This window comes from Kosakonia sp. N21 (assembly GCF_050587465.1).
Taxonomy (GTDB): domain Bacteria; phylum Pseudomonadota; class Gammaproteobacteria; order Enterobacterales; family Enterobacteriaceae.
Window position 1 is genome coordinate 81,040 of sequence record NZ_JBOBHR010000001.1, and the last position, 15,702, is coordinate 96,741.

A 15,702-nucleotide genomic window follows, 5' to 3' on the forward strand; every position below is an offset into this window, starting at 1 on the left:
TAAAACAAAAAAGAACAACGAAAAGTATAGGACCGCAGGATCCGGGGGGCGGACAAATTAGGAGGATTTACGCTGGCGCGGTTTTTTTACGGGCTTGACGGCGCTGACTTCACTTTCTACCCAGCCATCGTTCAGCCGCGTGGTCAGCTTATCGCCTGCTTTCACCTGTTTAGTCTGTTTCAGCACTTTGCCATCCGTCGCGGTGGTCACGCTGTAGCCACGCGCCAGTGTCGCCAGCGGGCTGACCGCTTCCAGGTGGGTGATTGTGGTACCAAAGCGTTCACGTGTGTGACTTAAGCGGTCGCGAATGGTCTGGCTGAGACGATACTCCAACTGCTGCACGCGGGTTTGCGCCCGGTGAATACGCGGCTGCGGGTTTTGCTGGCTCAGACGCTGCATCACGCGCTGCTGGCGTAACGATGCGCGCTTTAATTGGGTATCCAGCGCGTTGTGCATGCGCTGTTGCAAACGTTCCAGCACGGTTTGCTGACGAGCCAGCCTCAATTGCGGGTGCTGCTGTTGCAGGCGATGATTCAGTTGAGCAAAGCGGCGGTTGCGGCCTGCCAGGTAATAATCCATCGCCATTTCGAGACGCTGCTGCATCGCCTGCACCTGGCGCAGCAGTTCCAGTTGATTACGGCTGACGATTTCTGCTGCCGCAGACGGCGTTGGTGCTCGCAGGTCTGCGACAAAATCGGCAATCGTCACATCGGTCTCATGCCCGACGGCGCTAACCACCGGAATGGTGCTTGCAAAAATCGCCCGCGCCACGCGTTCGTCGTTAAAGCTCCACAAATCTTCCAGCGAACCGCCGCCGCGCCCGACAATCAGCACATCGCACTCCTGGCGCGCATTCGCCAGTTCGATGGCACGCACAATCTGTGCCGGGGCGTCTTCACCCTGGACTGCCGTCGGGTAAATCACCACTGGCAGCGACGGATCGCGGCGTTTCAGCACATGCAGAATATCGTGCAGCGCAGCGCCGGTTTTCGAGGTGATGACGCCAACACAGTGCGCAGGCGAGGGGAGCGGGTGTTTAAACTGCTGATCAAACAGCCCTTCGGCAGCGAGCTTCGCTTTAAGCTGCTCGTATTTCTGTTGCAGTAAACCTTCGCCCGCCGGTTGCATGCTTTCGACCACGACCTGGTATTCACCGCGTGGTTCATACAGCGTGATATTGGCGCGCACCAGCACTTGCTGACCGTGCTGCGGGCGGAAGGTGACCCGGCGGTTGCTGTTGCGGAACATCGCGCAGCGCACCTGGGCGGTGTCGTCTTTTAAGGTGAAGTACCAGTGACCGGAAGAGGGCTGGGTAAAGTTGGAGATTTCGCCGCTGATCCACACCTGGCCAAGTTCGCGTTCCAGCAGTAAGCGCACCGACTGATTGAGGCGGCTGACGGTATAAATGGAAGGGGATTGGAACGATGACATGTGAGCCAGATCAAATTCTAAATCAGCAGGTTATTCAGTCGATAGTAACCCGATACGAGGGGATAGCAAGTATTTTTCTTAAAAAAGTGTGGATGCAATCGGTTACGCTCTGTATAATGCCACGGCAATATTTAACCCCCCAGGTCAGAGATATTGCCCATGCTACGTATTGCTAAAGAAGCACTGACGTTTGACGACGTCCTCCTCGTTCCCGCTCATTCCACCGTTCTGCCGAATACTGCCGACTTGAGCACGCAGCTCACCAAAACCATTCGCCTGAACATTCCTATGCTCTCTGCGGCGATGGATACCGTGACTGAAGCGCGCCTGGCAATCGCCCTGGCACAGGAAGGCGGCATTGGCTTTATTCACAAAAACATGTCGATTGAGCGTCAGGCGGAAGAAGTTCGCCGCGTGAAAAAACATGAATCCGGCGTGGTTAAAGATCCACAGACCGTACTGCCGACCACCACCCTGCGCGAAGTCAAAGAGCTGACCGAACGTAACGGCTTTGCCGGTTACCCGGTTGTCAACGGCGACAACGAACTGGTTGGCATCATCACCGGCCGTGATGTGCGTTTCGTGACCGACCTGACTCAGCCAGTCAGCGTTTATATGACGCCGAAAGAGCGCCTGGTGACCGTTCGCGAAGGGGAATCCCGCGAAGTCGTGTTCGCTAAAATGCACGAAAAACGCGTTGAGAAAGCGCTGGTTGTGGACGACAGTTTCCACCTGCGCGGCATGATCACCGTGAAAGACTTCCAGAAAGCAGAACGTAAACCGAACGCCTGTAAAGATGAGCAGGGTCGCCTGCGCGTTGGCGCGGCAGTTGGTGCAGGCGCAGGCAACGAAGAGCGCGTGGATGCGCTGGTTGCCGCAGGCGTTGACGTACTGCTGATCGACTCCTCTCATGGCCACTCCGAAGGTGTGTTGCAGCGCATTCGCGAAACCCGTGCTAAATACCCGGACCTGCAAATCATTGGCGGTAACGTTGCAACCGGCGCAGGCGCACGTGCGCTGGCGGACGCGGGCGTGAGCGCGGTGAAAGTCGGTATCGGCCCAGGCTCCATCTGTACCACCCGTATCGTGACTGGCGTGGGCGTTCCGCAGATCACCGCGGTTTCCGACGCGGTGGAAGCGCTGGAAGGCACCGGCATTCCGGTTATCGCTGACGGCGGTATCCGCTTCTCTGGCGACATCGCCAAAGCAATTGCTGCTGGCGCAGCAGCCGTGATGGTTGGCTCCATGCTGGCGGGTACTGAAGAATCCCCGGGCGAAATCGAACTCTACCAGGGCCGCTCTTACAAATCTTACCGTGGTATGGGCTCTCTGGGCGCGATGTCCAAAGGTTCTTCCGACCGCTACTTCCAGAGCGATAACGCTGCCGACAAACTGGTACCGGAAGGCATTGAAGGCCGCGTTGCCTATAAAGGCCGCCTGAAAGAGATCATTCACCAGCAGATGGGCGGCCTGCGTTCCTGTATGGGTCTGACCGGCTGTGGTACTATCGACGCCCTGCGCACCAAAGCGGAATTTGTGCGCATCAGCGGTGCGGGCATCCAGGAAAGTCACGTTCACGACGTGACCATCACCAAGGAATCCCCGAACTACCGTATGGGTTCTTAATGATTTTCGCGCCCGGTTTTACCGGGCGCTTTCGTAACTTGCCTCGGAAGTAGCGTCAATGACGGACAACATTCATAAACATCGTATTCTGATCCTCGACTTTGGTTCCCAGTACACCCAGCTGGTTGCGCGCCGCGTGCGTGAACTGGGCGTTTACTGCGAACTGTGGGCGTGGGATGTCACCGAAGCGCAGATCCGCGACTTCAACCCAAGCGGCATCATCCTTTCCGGCGGCCCGGAAAGCACCACCGAAGACAACAGCCCGCGCGCGCCGCAGTATGTGTTCGAAGCAGGCGTGCCGGTGCTTGGCGTGTGCTACGGCATGCAGACCATGGCCATGCAACTGGGCGGCCACGTTGAAGGCTCCAGCGAACGTGAATTCGGTTATGCGCAGGTAGAAGTTCAGACCGACAGCGCGCTGGTTCGCGGCATTGAAGACTCCCTGACCGCAGACGGCAAAGTGCTGCTGGACGTGTGGATGAGCCACGGCGACAAAGTAACGGCTATTCCGTCTGACTTTGTGACCGTTGCCAGCACCGAAAGCTGCCCGTTCGCGATTATGGCGAACGAAGAAAAACGCTTCTACGGCGTGCAGTTCCACCCGGAAGTGACCCACACCCGCCAGGGTCTGCGTCTGCTGGAGCGCTTTGTGCGCGACATCTGCGAATGTGAAGCACTGTGGACGCCGGCAAAAATCATCGATGACGCCGTTGAGCGCATCCGCCAGCAGGTGGGCGAAGACAAAGTGATCCTCGGCCTTTCTGGCGGCGTGGACTCTTCCGTCACCGCGATGCTGCTGCACCGCGCCATCGGTAAAAACCTGACCTGCGTATTTGTGGACAATGGTCTGCTGCGTCTGAACGAAGCCCAGCAGGTGATGGACATGTTCGGTGACCACTTCGGTCTGAACATTGTTCACGTGGAAGGCGAGTCCCGTTTCCTGTCTGCGCTGGCTGGCGAGAACGATCCGGAAGCGAAACGTAAGATCATCGGTCGCGTGTTCGTGGAAGTGTTCGACGAAGAAGCACTGAAGCTGGAAGACGTGAAATGGCTGGCGCAGGGCACCATCTACCCGGACGTGATCGAATCTGCCGCTTCAGCTACCGGTAAAGCGCACGTTATCAAATCTCACCACAACGTGGGCGGCCTGCCGAAAGAGATGAAGATGGGCCTGGTTGAACCGCTGCGTGAGCTGTTCAAAGACGAAGTGCGTAAAATTGGTCTGGAACTGGGCCTGCCGTACGACATGCTGTACCGCCACCCGTTCCCGGGTCCGGGCCTTGGCGTTCGCGTACTGGGCGAAGTGAAGAAAGAGTACTGTGACCTGCTGCGTCGTGCCGATGCGATCTTTATTGAAGAGCTGCATAAAGCCGATCTCTACAACAAAGTGAGCCAGGCCTTCACCGTGTTCCTGCCGGTACGCTCCGTGGGCGTGATGGGCGACGGTCGTAAATACGACTGGGTCGTCTCTCTGCGTGCAGTCGAAACCATCGACTTTATGACCGCGCATTGGGCGCACCTGCCGTACGATTTCCTCGGCCGCGTCTCCAACCGTATCATCAATGAAGTCAACGGCATCTCCCGCGTGGTATATGACATCAGCGGCAAACCGCCAGCTACCATTGAGTGGGAATGATTTAACGTCTGGCAACAGCCTGCACGTAAAAGCAGTAAAGTACCCCTAAGCCCGCGTAACTGCGGGCTTTTTTGTTTTTATGTCTGGCACTTTCTAGCAGCTGTTAGCAGCGGGAAGCACGGTTTTTTCAATGGAATTTTTGATGGTACTCTCTGGTTTTGAATTCAGGTTTGAAAAAGTACCATGTGATAAATTTCGGTTGAGTTATGGTATTTATTTTTTATAACTTGAATCGCCACGGATAATCTCGACAAAAATTACCACTACAGTCAGTGCTCGAAACCTCGACATAATCAGATTAAGGAAGATATGTAAGAAAGGCGATTATCGTGAACAGCGTAAAGCCAAGATGCAGGACTGAGCTGATATGATTGACGAGTGGGCATTATGGTGTCCGAAAGATCAGTGGTCCAAAACGGGGAGATAAGAATGAATATGGAAGAAGATCGAAAGAAGGCTGTTGCTTCTTTATTAAAGGATATGGAATCCACTGCTGCCCGAATGCATGAGTTGATTGTCAAAATGCCTCCGCATGATTTGCTCGGGTACATCTACGCTCAGCACATGATGAAAACAATGGGAAACCAAATTGGGGGTGAAAAGCAAGTTCAAGAGGATGGTCCCGATGACGTGTTTAATGAAACCCAGTTCTTACTGGAGTATGTTCACGCTGTTCTGGCATCTGATGCCGCACCTGCGGATATGGAATTCGACGAAGCACAGTGCACTGAGCTGTTTGAACTTGGCCGAAAACTAAGAGAACAGGCCATGTTCTTTGCTATGTTCACCTCCGCTGATACCAAAGATGGCATCTTCGGTCCTAACGCGGCCGACATTGAATTCCGTGCGAAATCCACCTGGGTCATGATCCGTGGGAATCGTTATCAAGTTTTGGAAGGCGAGTTTTATCGATACGTTCTGGCACCTCACAATGATGTTTTGGAGGAGGTGTATGGTGTTGGTGCAACCGATATTGCAGAAGGCTTTCAGGCTATGGCCGACGCCACTCGTACCGGGCACGCCAACGCAATTATGGAGATGAAGAAGCAGTTTGAGGCGGCAAAGGCCTTTTCGATAGAGCAAGGTAAGTCTATGGAAGACGCTATGGAGTCATGGGTTGCTGAAAATGAGGAGCAGTCCAAAGCGGCCCGAGGGGCGATGGAGGATATGCTTCGCGGTGGTATTGCCAATGTAAGCCGTCACACGAAGTTGCCACCGACATTGCTAGCAGACTTGTCATACCAGCGAGGAGAAGATACTGAGTTCTTCGCCGCGGGCGATTTTAAGGGGACACCCTTTCGGACACTGCCAGCACGTAAGAAACCTCTAATTCAGCTTGGGTCGGACTACTACGCAGTCGATCCCTGTTTTGCTCGCGATGCGGGGTATCGTGCGCTCCTATTTAACCTCCTTCAGCGAAAGCCGGATTACAATAAGGCCTTTAAAGATCGGCAGAAAATGATGAGCGAAGCAGCCTTTGCCGACATTCTCTATGCCCAGCTTCCGGGAGCCACAGTTCTCCAGGAGGTTTACTACAAGGATCCTGACAGCAAGCAGTGGTCCGAAAACGATACTCTAATCTTGGTCGATGATGTGCTGTTACTAGTTGAGGCCAAGGCTGGTGCAGCTGCCACCATTGCATCACCGGCGCTTGATTTTGGCCGCCATGCTCAATCAGTGCAGGACTTAGTACTCAAGGCATATAAACAATGTGCGCGCTTCTTCAATTATATGAATTCGGCGGATGAAGTGTCTCTCTATCACCTCGTGGATGGCAAATACGAAGAGTGTTGCCGTGTGCGTCGCTCTGACTACCGGGTGATGGTGCCGATTGGGTTGACAGTCGAGTCGTTCTCGCCCTTTTCCACGTACTGTAAAGAATTACCGCAGGTTGAGCCTTTACTTGGAAAGCACGCTTTCATTTCACTGTCCATCGACGATTTGTTTGTGCTCAAGCGACTCCTACCCACGCCCGGCGAGTTCATGCACTACATAGAAGTGCGGCAAGCTGTGGCTGGGATACGTGGAGCTCATCTCTTCGACGAGTTTGATCACTTGGGTGCTTATCTTAAGAAGAATCGTTTCGATCAGGATATTGTCGAGCAGCTGAAGGAAGGGAAAGCGAACATGCTTGTCTGGGATGGCATGAGTGACATCGTTGACAGGAGCTTCGAGGGTGAAGAGTGGGAAAGCAGACCGTTCCCAAGGCAGGAGTTCCCAGAGGAGGTGCTGAAGCTGCTTGGAGCACTCGATAGCACCCGAGCTAGTGGCTGGCTTTCAGCAGAGAGTCATATCCGTGACCAAGGAGAGGAAGGCCGGAATAATCTGGCCAAGATGCTGTCCGACCTTCGAAAAACACTGATTCAGCATCCCGTTCGTTACTTTGTTCTGGGCGGGGACGGTGTGCCGCTCTTCGTTTGGCTTCAACGGCATGGCCATCCAATTGACTGGACTAAGGTGAACAATAAGGCCAGCGCAGGTGCGTTGAGCGTCAAGGCGACTAACGTCATTGGCGTTGTGGCTGAAGTCAGTGCCGATGGTACTTATGTCCAAGCGCGGTCTTTCAAAGTTTGCATACCGACAGAGCAAACGTCAGAAAACGTCCACATTTATGAAGACGCGGCGAAAATGGCTAACCCTGCACGTACAGTCAATCTAAACCGGGGAAAACAAATCTCCCCTAGTCGCAAGAGCTTAAAAATTGGCCGTAATGTACCTTGTCCATGTGGCAGTGGCATGAAATACAAGAGGTGTCATGGTCGGTAAAATGTGTCTGCACGGCTGACTACAATCTGCTTAGGAGTTCAAAGGGAGATTGTGCATGGTTTTATGTAATGTACTGATTTTTATATGTTAAATTCAATATCAAATGCATGTTATGCGAGAATCTTCTCAGCATGGGCCTGAGCTGAATAAACGTCGATGAGCAGAAAAAACAAAAAAATTCTCCGCATGGTATAGATTATGGTATCGAGAATGATCGACTTTATAACTAACTGTTATTTAAACTGATTTTACTTTTATTGATAATTGAGAGGGAATGAGATTTAATTCCTGTTGATATATTAAATATCAAATATTGAAACCCGCGAAAGCGGGTTTTTTTGTTCGGGCATTATGGGAATTAATTACCGATTTGACCTGCTAAACATGTCGGATGCACGCAGTATTAGATATGCTCCTCATATATAACATAAATGACCGCTATCCTGGATGCCTGCTGTGTGCCAGGAACTGGCCAGGATACGGGACAGCGTCTCTATCTTTTATCCCTTTTATATCGAATCCTCTCTGGCTGCGTAGGTGCGCAAATAATACTTTTCCTGCAGCGAGAGTCTCTGATGAAACGCAGACGGTGTTCTTCAGAAAAAAACGGGAGAAAATCTATAAAACGGTTCGTGATACGCTGACAGGAATTGAACTGGGGGCCATGTTGAGCACATCTGACCACCGGCACGCAGAGCTGAAACATATCTCTGGGACAAAGTCCTGCCAGTGTCTGGAAGAACCTCTGAGATAGCGGCACGATGCCTTTCTGCTGCGCAGATGTTTCATTATATTGGCCGGAACCCGATGAGTGCAAAGGTTGAGAATGCTGCTCCCGTACTTTGTCTGGCCTCACTCTCAGCGGTAACCTGCGTAAAAATCCCGCCGGTTCCGGATGATGAAAGTTGGCAGCAATTAAAAAATTCTCCTCTGGATCTCGCGCCACAACCCTCTCACTTTAATGCTTTATGCAGGACTATGATCCCTAAGACGTTTTTTTATCGTAAAATGTTATGACTTAGATAAGACAAAGGAAGAGATGATGTCTGACGTTAAAGGTAACGTAGCGAATGCCGGGTTTAGTAAGCTGGAACTGCTTGGTTTTAAGCACCAGTTATGGGAATTAAAAAAAACCTATCATCCCAACCTGACTGAGCAGCTTTCGCTTCACACATTGATAATTGAAGAGGCCAGGAAATCGCTCATATCGACCAGATACTATATCGTCGCGATTGTCGTATTTTCTATTGCTGCACTGATGTTTGGTGAGTGGGATTATATCTACATGCCTGTCGGGATGATTTTCTTAGCATTACTGGATATTCGTTCTTCAGCCAAAGAGGCGAATCGAACGATTAAAAGCCAGTTAAAGCTTATGAGACTTGCGGTAACACTATGGTTTTAATAGTCGAATTTATAATCTTCATCGATAAACTCAGCTTTAGCTTTATGGAAAGAGCTACCTGTGAAATATAACTTCATTGCACCGTTCTTGCTGGCCCATTTGGATATAAAATCATTACTCACATGCCGAAATAACTTTCCAGTTCCTGGTTGATCACCAAGATATTTAATGGCCAACCGGCCTGGGTTCTGGGTAAGTACCGGAGTTCTGATAGCAGCATACACAGTCAGAGAAAACTCAACACCGCTATAAGCAAGGTCCCCTGCATCATCATCAAAACCCGAAATTTTTGCCGCTTCCCGATATATTTTACGTAACAAACCTGGTTTCTGATGTTCATAAATTAACGGCGAAACTGATTCATAGACATTGTTCAGACCATGAGCGGCGAGCATAACACCTATCCCACGCATAGCGCGTAAATTGAGAGATTTTCCAAGTCTGTTAAGTCGGAATCCCCCCCAGGTCTCTAATCCGCCGCCAACCACACCACCTGCAATTTTGGCATATTTCAGAACGCCATGCTCTTCAAATACATCAGTAACAACATAGATGACCCGATCTTTCATTCTGAGCATCTGATACTCTCTTTCCGTGAGTTTAACCTCCGCTTTCAGTTCTTCAATAATTTCTATCCTTTTTTGAGGGTTCATTTCCGCGTCGAAACGCGACTGATAATCCCGGATACTATTATCAATCTCGAGGAGATAGTCACTGCGGATTAATGAGTCTTTTATCAGAAATGAGGCCGCGAGAGTGGATATGCGCTGTAATTCAAGAATGTAATTATCAAGATCGTATCTAAGGTGAGAAAATGCACTCGTGCCCATGAGATCCTCTACGTATCAGAAGTAAGATGTTGAGTTTTTAATATCCCAGCCCATACGGGTTTCGGCACCTTTGCCACCCAAACCACCTTGTTCCCAGTACTGAAATTTCACCTTATCTGCTTCGAATTCGTATTCAATATCCGTTGCCGCCCCGTGATCCCTGAGAAGTACCTCAACGAGAATGACATTTTCCAGCGTAATTCTGTAATACTCCATTTGCCCGTCGCCGGCTTTACAAGCTGACAACTCAACAGTTCTGATCCTGTTACCGTTTGATGCGAATAACAAAGCGCCCGCGGTCGTCTTGTCTACCTGACAATGAACTGTCAGGTTATGATAATTAACCTTGCCATTGGTACCCGGCATGCCACTACGTCCACTTCTTTTTGAACCCCACGAATAAGCATTCACATCTGTCCATCCAGAATGCTGTGCATCTTTTGATTCACCGTTTATTCCATCAATTTTCAAAAAAATATTATTCATCCGATCCCTGCTCCGGTTAATTTGACCTTTATCTTTGTCTGCACTAGCCAATGTATTATCACTTAAAAGTGAAATTTATAAAACATCAGAGGGTATTTATCGCAGGACTGGCATCAGGCAGATATTATTGCGGGTTTACGGAAAAAAGGGACATCGTTGGCGGCGCTTTCCCGTGAATCGGGGCTGGCTTCATCCACGCTCGCCAATGCCTTAACCCGGCACTGGCTGAAAGGGGAGCGGTTAATTGCTGAAGCGTTAGATACCCGACCAGAAGCAATCTGGCCGTCGCGGTATCCGGGGTGTAAATCCGAGCAGTGTGCGTATGAAGAGCAGAGCGTATAAAGGCTGAAACATAAAACGGTAATGCCCCCGTGCCAGGGGCATTACCGCCTTCTCAATACATCCATTTCTCCACAACCTCATTGCCGAGGTGTTCGCGCAGCAGATCTTCATTATCCTCTTCGTCGTGGGCGGCTAGCAGGCATTTGAACATCAGCACGTCGAGGTACTGGCCCGCGTCGCTGAAAATCTGCGTCAGCATCGGCGAGCTGTCGTGATCGAAGTACCACACTTCGCCCGTTTCCCGGTGGAAGCACCACAAATTGCCGTTGCCGAGGTAGTCGCCAAAAGCAACCAACTGATCAACCAGCGCCGACAGCTGTTCTGCGTCCGGCGCATCTTCCAGGATGTCGCTAATGCCAGGGTAAGCATCCAGCAGCGGTTCGATGTTGGCGTATTTCTCGGGCGTTACGCTGCACAGCCTTTCCGCAAGGTCGAGTGTGCCAATCTGTTCATGATAACGGCGCAGCAGCGGTGGAAGGGCGCAGCCCAGCCGCTGTTCCAGTGCGTCTACATCCAGAGCTTTAACCGGAGCAATGGGCGGCGGGTTATTCCACAGGTCGAGGTAAGCCTGCGCACAGGCGCGCCACCACGCCAGCCGCTCTGCTTCGTCGGTAAATGCTGGCCACGCAAGTGGCGGCAGTGCCTGGTCATCTGAAGTCATTATCGTGTCCCGATTAATAAGTCTGGCTGTCGACAGTGAAGCGGTAATTCATATCCATATCGGCGGTTGCGTGCTCGCGTTCTGTTTTCTTCAGCACGAACTCAATAGCAGGTTCGTAATCGTCGCTGCGCAGCACTTCCCCGGCAAGGATCTCAACCTCATACATACCGTTGTCGATGTCAATTTGCGGTCGCCCTGGCTGGCGATAACGCTCCTCAAGCGCGCTGATTTGCGCATCGGTGAAGTTTTGCAGGACTCGCCAGGTGAAGAGCCGAAGCTGGCGGTTTTCGACCCGCAGCACATAGCCGCCGCGCTGGTGCTGTAAGCAGCTCTCTGGCTTGAGCAGTTCCGGTGTCTCACCAGAAAGGGTGAAAATAATGGTGTACGGGTAATTTTCGATGCCCGCGAGCGGGATGACGATGCCCTCCTGCACAGCCCGGTCGCTGCTCTCATTGCTGACAAACTCGGATGCCAGATCGTCATCAAGTGCTTGCTCTTCCTTCCAGGCCTGCAACAGGCGGATGTCACCCAGCAAAAAGTAATCAATCAGATCGTTGAGCACCTCAACAAATTCATAACGCATCATCAGTTCCTTTGTCAGCCTTGCCGCCATTGGGGGATAAGGTAACGCACTGTAGAGGTCGTGAGAACAGGTTATTGATCTTGCTGGTAGTATTGCCCATCGGCTGCGGCTTTTTATTCAGCATCCTGCACTTCCCCTTGGTATTAAAATTGGCATTTTTAAGCGGCGATTTTGCGTTTATTTCTGCCATTGAGAATTTACCGAATGTATTGCAAACCTGTTTAACCAGTGGCATATCTATTAAAAATACGAAAATAAAGCTACCTGCGAAATGTATATTTCGCGGGTTATGTTAGCGTCAGGGATAAGGTTTTATGCGTAAAGGTAAAATTATTGTTGCATCGATGATGTTATTTTGTGTTCTGTGTTTTGCGGCGGTGGCGTTATATTTTCTGGTGCTGAAAAGTGATGATGGGCAATCGGCAGATCAGCCACATGCCGCCGCCATACTTCAGGTCGCCGGGTTAGTGAGTGCTAATAAACCTGACCCGGAAACGATCAAAACGCTTTTCGCGCGCCGGGTTATTGTTCGCCAGGTCAACCTGGACAGTGGTGAATTACTGCCGGTGGCAGCGCATCAGGACACGCAAAAAACCTGTGTGACGCTGGCGACCGATCAGGATCCGGCGCAGGTACGCCAGCGTTGCAGCATTGTCGATATCTATATCATTCAAAACAATGAGCATGAAATTCAGCAGGTTATCCTGCCCGTTTCGGGCAAGGGTGCGAAGTCGATGATGCATGCGTTTCTGGCACTGGAGAGCGACGGGCGCACGGTGAAAAACCTGCTGTATTACGATCAGGATGAAACACCGGGCCTGGGTGCGAAGGTGGATGATGCAGACTGGCTGCGCCAGTGGCCGGGCAAAAAAGTGCTGGATGATCGGGCGCAACCGGCGTTGAAAGTGGTTCAGCAGAATAGCGGAAATAGCGATGACTACACGGTGGATGGTATTACCGGCGCGACAATGACCTCGGTTGGCGTGGAGAAAAGCATTAATTTCTGGACGGGCGATCGCGGTTATGGCCATTTCCTGCAACGCCTGATGAAAGATAAGCAAATATTATCGAATCAGTAATCCGTACCGCAGTTATTTACGTTAAGTATAAATACGCCAGCCATGTTGTTATTGCTGGCTTTTTATTAACGTTTAGCGAATGTTATTTCCCTGATCGCTGTGCGGGAAAATGCACAGCCGTTCTGCACCTTGCCAAAAAATAGACTGCGCTTACTTTCATGGAAAGTAAGGTTATTTCTGCCCGTTCTTCATCATTTATTTACATAACTTGTCACTGTTTGACAGTTTCATGATCCTGGTCATGTACAAAAACCAAAAAAGAATCATGATAATCATTATCATTTGTATTTAACGGGTGTGCGCAGTGGTGACTTTCCGTTCTTTTCTGGTGGCTCTGTTTGGCCTGTTCTTCAGCGCATGCGTATGGGCGGAGACCAACTACGCACCGTTCATCCAGGACATTGAGCAACGCCTTGATAAAACGGCGGAACTCTATCAGCAGCAAAAAACCAATGACGCCCGCCGCGAAGTACAAATGGCCTATTTTGAGGTGTTCGAAAACCTCGAAGGACCAATCCGCATTAACTTCTCTGCCAGTAAAAGCTACGAGATGGAAAGCACCTTCGGCGAGATCCGCAAAATGATTGGCGAAGGCAAGCCGCTCAGCGAGGTGCAGGGCAAAATCGACGGGCTGAAAAAAGCGCTGCGTGAGGTGGAACCGGTGCTCGATGGCGGGCATAAACTGGTTGCCGAAGAGCAGCATTCGGCGCTCTCCCGCGATGACATTGCCGTGTACTGGCAAAACAGCTTCCGCAGCATCGACGATCTCCTGGCCCAGGCGGTCACCGAATATCAGGCCGGGAACTTCACCGCTGCCAGCCAGCGCGTACAGCAGGCGCATTATCAGGGCTTTAAAAACTCCGAAATGGAGATGTCGGTGCGACAGAACCGTTCAGCGAAAGACGCCGCCGCCATCAACCAGCAGTTCACCGCACTGATTGCGCTGGCCGCACAGCCCGATCATCTCAATGATGTCTCGTATCAGGTGACTTCGCTGTTGCAGGACATCGAAGATCTGTTACCTGGCCTGCCGACCACGCGTGACGATCAACCCGTGAGTGCGCCGAAAAAAAGCGCCGCCACTGCGCCTGTCGCCAGCGACGCGCCAGAGAATGCCGACTGGGCCAGCATCGCATCCGCGATTAATCACAGCATCAGTAGCGCTATCACGCTCTACCAGAACGGCAGTGCACAAGAGGCGATCCTCGCGGTGCAAGACACCTACTTCGATCGCTTTGAAGCCACCGGCATGGAGAACAAAATCGGTTCCCGTGACTCGGCGTTCAAAACCACGCTGGAAAACCACTTTACCCGCCTGGTGAGCCTGATGAAGGTCGGGCAGCCGGTTGGCGCTCTGCTTACCGAGGCCAGCGCCCTGCAAAACGATCTGCAAAATGCCGTCACCATGCTGGGCGAGGGGGAAGAGACCCAGTGGAGCCTGCTGCTCTACAGCCTGATGATCATTGTTCGTGAGGGGCTGGAAGCCTTGCTGATTGTGGCGGCGATTGTCGCCTACATGGTGAAAAACAATCATCAGGACAAAATGCCGCTGATCCGCCAGTCGGTGATTGTGGCGCTGGTCGCAAGCGTAGTCACGGCGGTTATTTTCCAGATGCTGTTCACCAACTCCGGTGCCAGCCGTGAGTTGCTCGAAGGCTTCACCATGCTGATTGCCGTGGTGATGCTGTTCTCCATGAGCTACTGGCTGCTCTCAAAAGTGGAGGCCCGGCACTGGAAAGCCTGGCTGGAGGGCAAACTGTCCCACTCGTTAACCCGCGGCTCGCTGGTCGGCTTGTGGCTGACCTGCTTCCTTGCTGTCTATCGCGAAGGTGCCGAAACGGTGCTGTTCTACTTTGCGCTGATTGGTGATGCGAAAGACGTTGCCGGTCATCTCTCCATTGGCGCGGGGTTTGCCATTGGTTGTGTGGTGTTGCTGGTGGCCTGGCTGGTGATGCGCTACTCGGTCGTCCGCTTGCCGCTCAAACCGTTCTTTATGTTTACCGGCAGTTTTATGTACCTGATGGCATTCGTCTTTGCCGGTAAAGGGGTGCTCGAACTGGTGGAAGGCAAGTTGTTCCAGCCAACATTGATTAATGGCATGCCAGAAGTCAGTTGGCTGGGCATTTATCCCTATGTGGAAACGTTGGTGCCGCAGGCGGTATTGCTGCTTGCCGCATTGGTGGCGCTGTGGGTGATGCGCCGCCGCAACCACCTCCCGGGGGAGATGATTAAAAATAATTGATCGCCAATTTTACGACGAGAGGATAAGTCCAATGACCATGAAGAAAGCGCTTATTGCCGGTGCGGTAATGACCGGCATTTTCACTGCACCAGTAGCCCTGGCATTCCAGGAACACCCGGCGGGCGAGCCGGTAAAAATGAATGAAATGGAGCTGGCTGCCGTTTACTTGCAGCCGATCGATATGGAACCGCGTGGCATGGGGCTGCCTGCCGCTAAATCCGACATCCACCTGGAAGCCGACATTCACGCCACCGAAGGTAACAAGAACGGTTTTGGTGCGGGTGAATGGGTGCCGTATCTGACCATCAGCTACAGCCTGGTCAACACCGACACCGGCGAAAAACAGGACGGCACCTTCATGCCGATGGTCGCCAGCGATGGCCCGCACTACGGCGCGAACATCAAAATGATGGGCGTGGGCAACTACAAAGTGACCTACCACATTGAGCCGCCTGCCAAAGCGGGGATGCACCGCCATACGGACACCGAAACCGGTGTGGGCCGCTGGTGGAAGCCGTTCGACGTGAGCTATGAATTCAAATATGTCGGCCTGAACTGATTAAAGCGCAGGTGTTGATGTCGGTATCGCGGCGTGATTCCGCGATACCGTTACCC

13 protein-coding genes are annotated in these 15,702 nt (G+C 51.9%); 8 read left to right on the forward strand and 5 right to left on the reverse strand.

What is annotated here, in order from left to right; translation table 11 throughout:
* Positions 1 to 57: 57 nt before the first annotated feature.
* A complete protein-coding gene (xseA, locus tag ACQ3G7_RS00365; protein ID WP_430888438.1) occupies positions 58 to 1,431 on the reverse strand; it encodes an exodeoxyribonuclease VII large subunit in 1,374 nt (457 codons plus the stop codon).
* A 159-nt stretch (positions 1,432 to 1,590) separates the two neighbouring features.
* Here xseA and guaB point away from each other — a divergent pair, with 159 nt between their 5' ends.
* The 4 genes from guaB (at position 1,591) to ACQ3G7_RS00385 (ending at position 8,864) form a co-directional block, all read left to right on the forward strand.
* Positions 1,591 to 3,057, forward strand: coding sequence for an IMP dehydrogenase (gene guaB / locus ACQ3G7_RS00370; RefSeq protein WP_263099803.1), 1,467 nt, complete (start codon positions 1,591 to 1,593; stop codon positions 3,055 to 3,057).
* Positions 3,058 to 3,115: 58 nt separating this feature from the next.
* On the forward strand, positions 3,116 to 4,693 hold the full coding sequence (gene guaA / locus ACQ3G7_RS00375) for a glutamine-hydrolyzing GMP synthase (RefSeq protein ID WP_430888439.1): 1,578 nt from the start codon (positions 3,116 to 3,118) through the stop codon (positions 4,691 to 4,693).
* Positions 4,694 to 5,122: 429 nt separating this feature from the next.
* Entirely contained in the window at positions 5,123 to 7,459 is a 2,337-nt protein-coding gene (locus tag ACQ3G7_RS00380; RefSeq protein ID WP_430888440.1) for a YecA family protein, read from the forward strand.
* Positions 7,460 to 8,501: 1,042 nt separating this feature from the next.
* Positions 8,502 to 8,864: a hypothetical protein gene (locus tag ACQ3G7_RS00385; RefSeq protein ID WP_430888441.1), complete on the forward strand. Its 363-nt coding sequence runs from the start codon at positions 8,502 to 8,504 to the stop codon at positions 8,862 to 8,864.
* Here the strand turns inward: ACQ3G7_RS00385 and ACQ3G7_RS00390 are convergent.
* Both ACQ3G7_RS00390 and ACQ3G7_RS00395 read right to left on the reverse strand, forming a co-directional pair.
* On the reverse strand, positions 8,861 to 9,694 hold the full coding sequence (locus ACQ3G7_RS00390; RefSeq protein ID WP_430888442.1) for a DUF4225 domain-containing protein: 834 nt from the start codon (positions 9,692 to 9,694) through the stop codon (positions 8,861 to 8,863). The two genes, ACQ3G7_RS00385 and ACQ3G7_RS00390, sit on opposite strands and share 4 nt — an antisense overlap.
* Before the next feature lie 15 nt (positions 9,695 to 9,709).
* Positions 9,710 to 10,180: an Hcp family type VI secretion system effector gene (locus ACQ3G7_RS00395; protein WP_430888443.1), complete on the reverse strand. Its 471-nt coding sequence runs from the start codon at positions 10,178 to 10,180 to the stop codon at positions 9,710 to 9,712.
* An 84-nt stretch (positions 10,181 to 10,264) separates the two neighbouring features.
* Here ACQ3G7_RS00395 and ACQ3G7_RS00400 point away from each other — a divergent pair, with 84 nt between their 5' ends.
* Complete coding sequence (locus tag ACQ3G7_RS00400; protein ID WP_430888882.1) at positions 10,265 to 10,522, forward strand: helix-turn-helix domain-containing protein; 258 nt, start codon at positions 10,265 to 10,267, stop codon at positions 10,520 to 10,522.
* A 52-nt stretch (positions 10,523 to 10,574) separates the two neighbouring features.
* Here the strand turns inward: ACQ3G7_RS00400 and ACQ3G7_RS00405 are convergent, their stop codons facing one another.
* A complete protein-coding gene (locus tag ACQ3G7_RS00405; RefSeq protein ID WP_430888444.1) occupies positions 10,575 to 11,183 on the reverse strand; it encodes an SMI1/KNR4 family protein in 609 nt (202 codons plus the stop codon).
* A gap of 13 nt (positions 11,184 to 11,196) precedes the next feature.
* Entirely contained in the window at positions 11,197 to 11,769 is a 573-nt protein-coding gene (locus ACQ3G7_RS00410) for a hypothetical protein (protein WP_430888445.1), read from the reverse strand.
* A 311-nt stretch (positions 11,770 to 12,080) separates the two neighbouring features.
* Here ACQ3G7_RS00410 and nqrC point away from each other — a divergent pair, with 311 nt between their 5' ends.
* The 3 genes from nqrC (at position 12,081) to ACQ3G7_RS00425 (ending at position 15,646) form a co-directional block, all read left to right on the forward strand.
* A complete protein-coding gene (gene nqrC, locus ACQ3G7_RS00415; RefSeq protein WP_430888446.1) occupies positions 12,081 to 12,845 on the forward strand; it encodes an NADH:ubiquinone reductase (Na(+)-transporting) subunit C in 765 nt (254 codons plus the stop codon).
* 304 nt (positions 12,846 to 13,149) lie between these two features.
* Positions 13,150 to 15,087, forward strand: a complete 1,938-nt coding sequence (locus tag ACQ3G7_RS00420) for an FTR1 family iron permease (protein ID WP_430888447.1) — start codon at positions 13,150 to 13,152, stop codon at positions 15,085 to 15,087.
* Between the two features lie 31 nt (positions 15,088 to 15,118).
* On the forward strand, positions 15,119 to 15,646 hold the full coding sequence (locus ACQ3G7_RS00425; protein WP_263099814.1) for an iron transporter: 528 nt from the start codon (positions 15,119 to 15,121) through the stop codon (positions 15,644 to 15,646).
* Positions 15,647 to 15,702 lie beyond the last annotated feature (56 nt).

Excerpts from the sequence above, each read along its gene's own strand:
- xseA (WP_430888438.1), bottom strand. The coding sequence starts at position 1,431 with ATGTCATCGTTCCAATCCCCTTCCATTTATACCGTCAGCCGCCTCAAT.
- guaB (WP_263099803.1), top strand. The coding sequence starts at position 1,591 with ATGCTACGTATTGCTAAAGAAGCACTGACGTTTGACGACGTCCTCCTC.
- guaA (WP_430888439.1), top strand. The coding sequence starts at position 3,116 with ATGACGGACAACATTCATAAACATCGTATTCTGATCCTCGACTTTGGT.
- ACQ3G7_RS00380 (WP_430888440.1), top strand. The coding sequence starts at position 5,123 with ATGAATATGGAAGAAGATCGAAAGAAGGCTGTTGCTTCTTTATTAAAG.
- ACQ3G7_RS00385 (WP_430888441.1), top strand. The coding sequence starts at position 8,502 with ATGTCTGACGTTAAAGGTAACGTAGCGAATGCCGGGTTTAGTAAGCTG.
- ACQ3G7_RS00390 (WP_430888442.1), bottom strand. The coding sequence starts at position 9,694 with ATGGGCACGAGTGCATTTTCTCACCTTAGATACGATCTTGATAATTAC.
- ACQ3G7_RS00395 (WP_430888443.1), bottom strand. The coding sequence starts at position 10,180 with ATGAATAATATTTTTTTGAAAATTGATGGAATAAACGGTGAATCAAAA.
- ACQ3G7_RS00405 (WP_430888444.1), bottom strand. The coding sequence starts at position 11,183 with ATGACTTCAGATGACCAGGCACTGCCGCCACTTGCGTGGCCAGCATTT.
- ACQ3G7_RS00410 (WP_430888445.1), bottom strand. The coding sequence starts at position 11,769 with ATGATGCGTTATGAATTTGTTGAGGTGCTCAACGATCTGATTGATTAC.
- nqrC (WP_430888446.1), top strand. The coding sequence starts at position 12,081 with ATGCGTAAAGGTAAAATTATTGTTGCATCGATGATGTTATTTTGTGTT.
- ACQ3G7_RS00425 (WP_263099814.1), top strand. The coding sequence starts at position 15,119 with ATGACCATGAAGAAAGCGCTTATTGCCGGTGCGGTAATGACCGGCATT.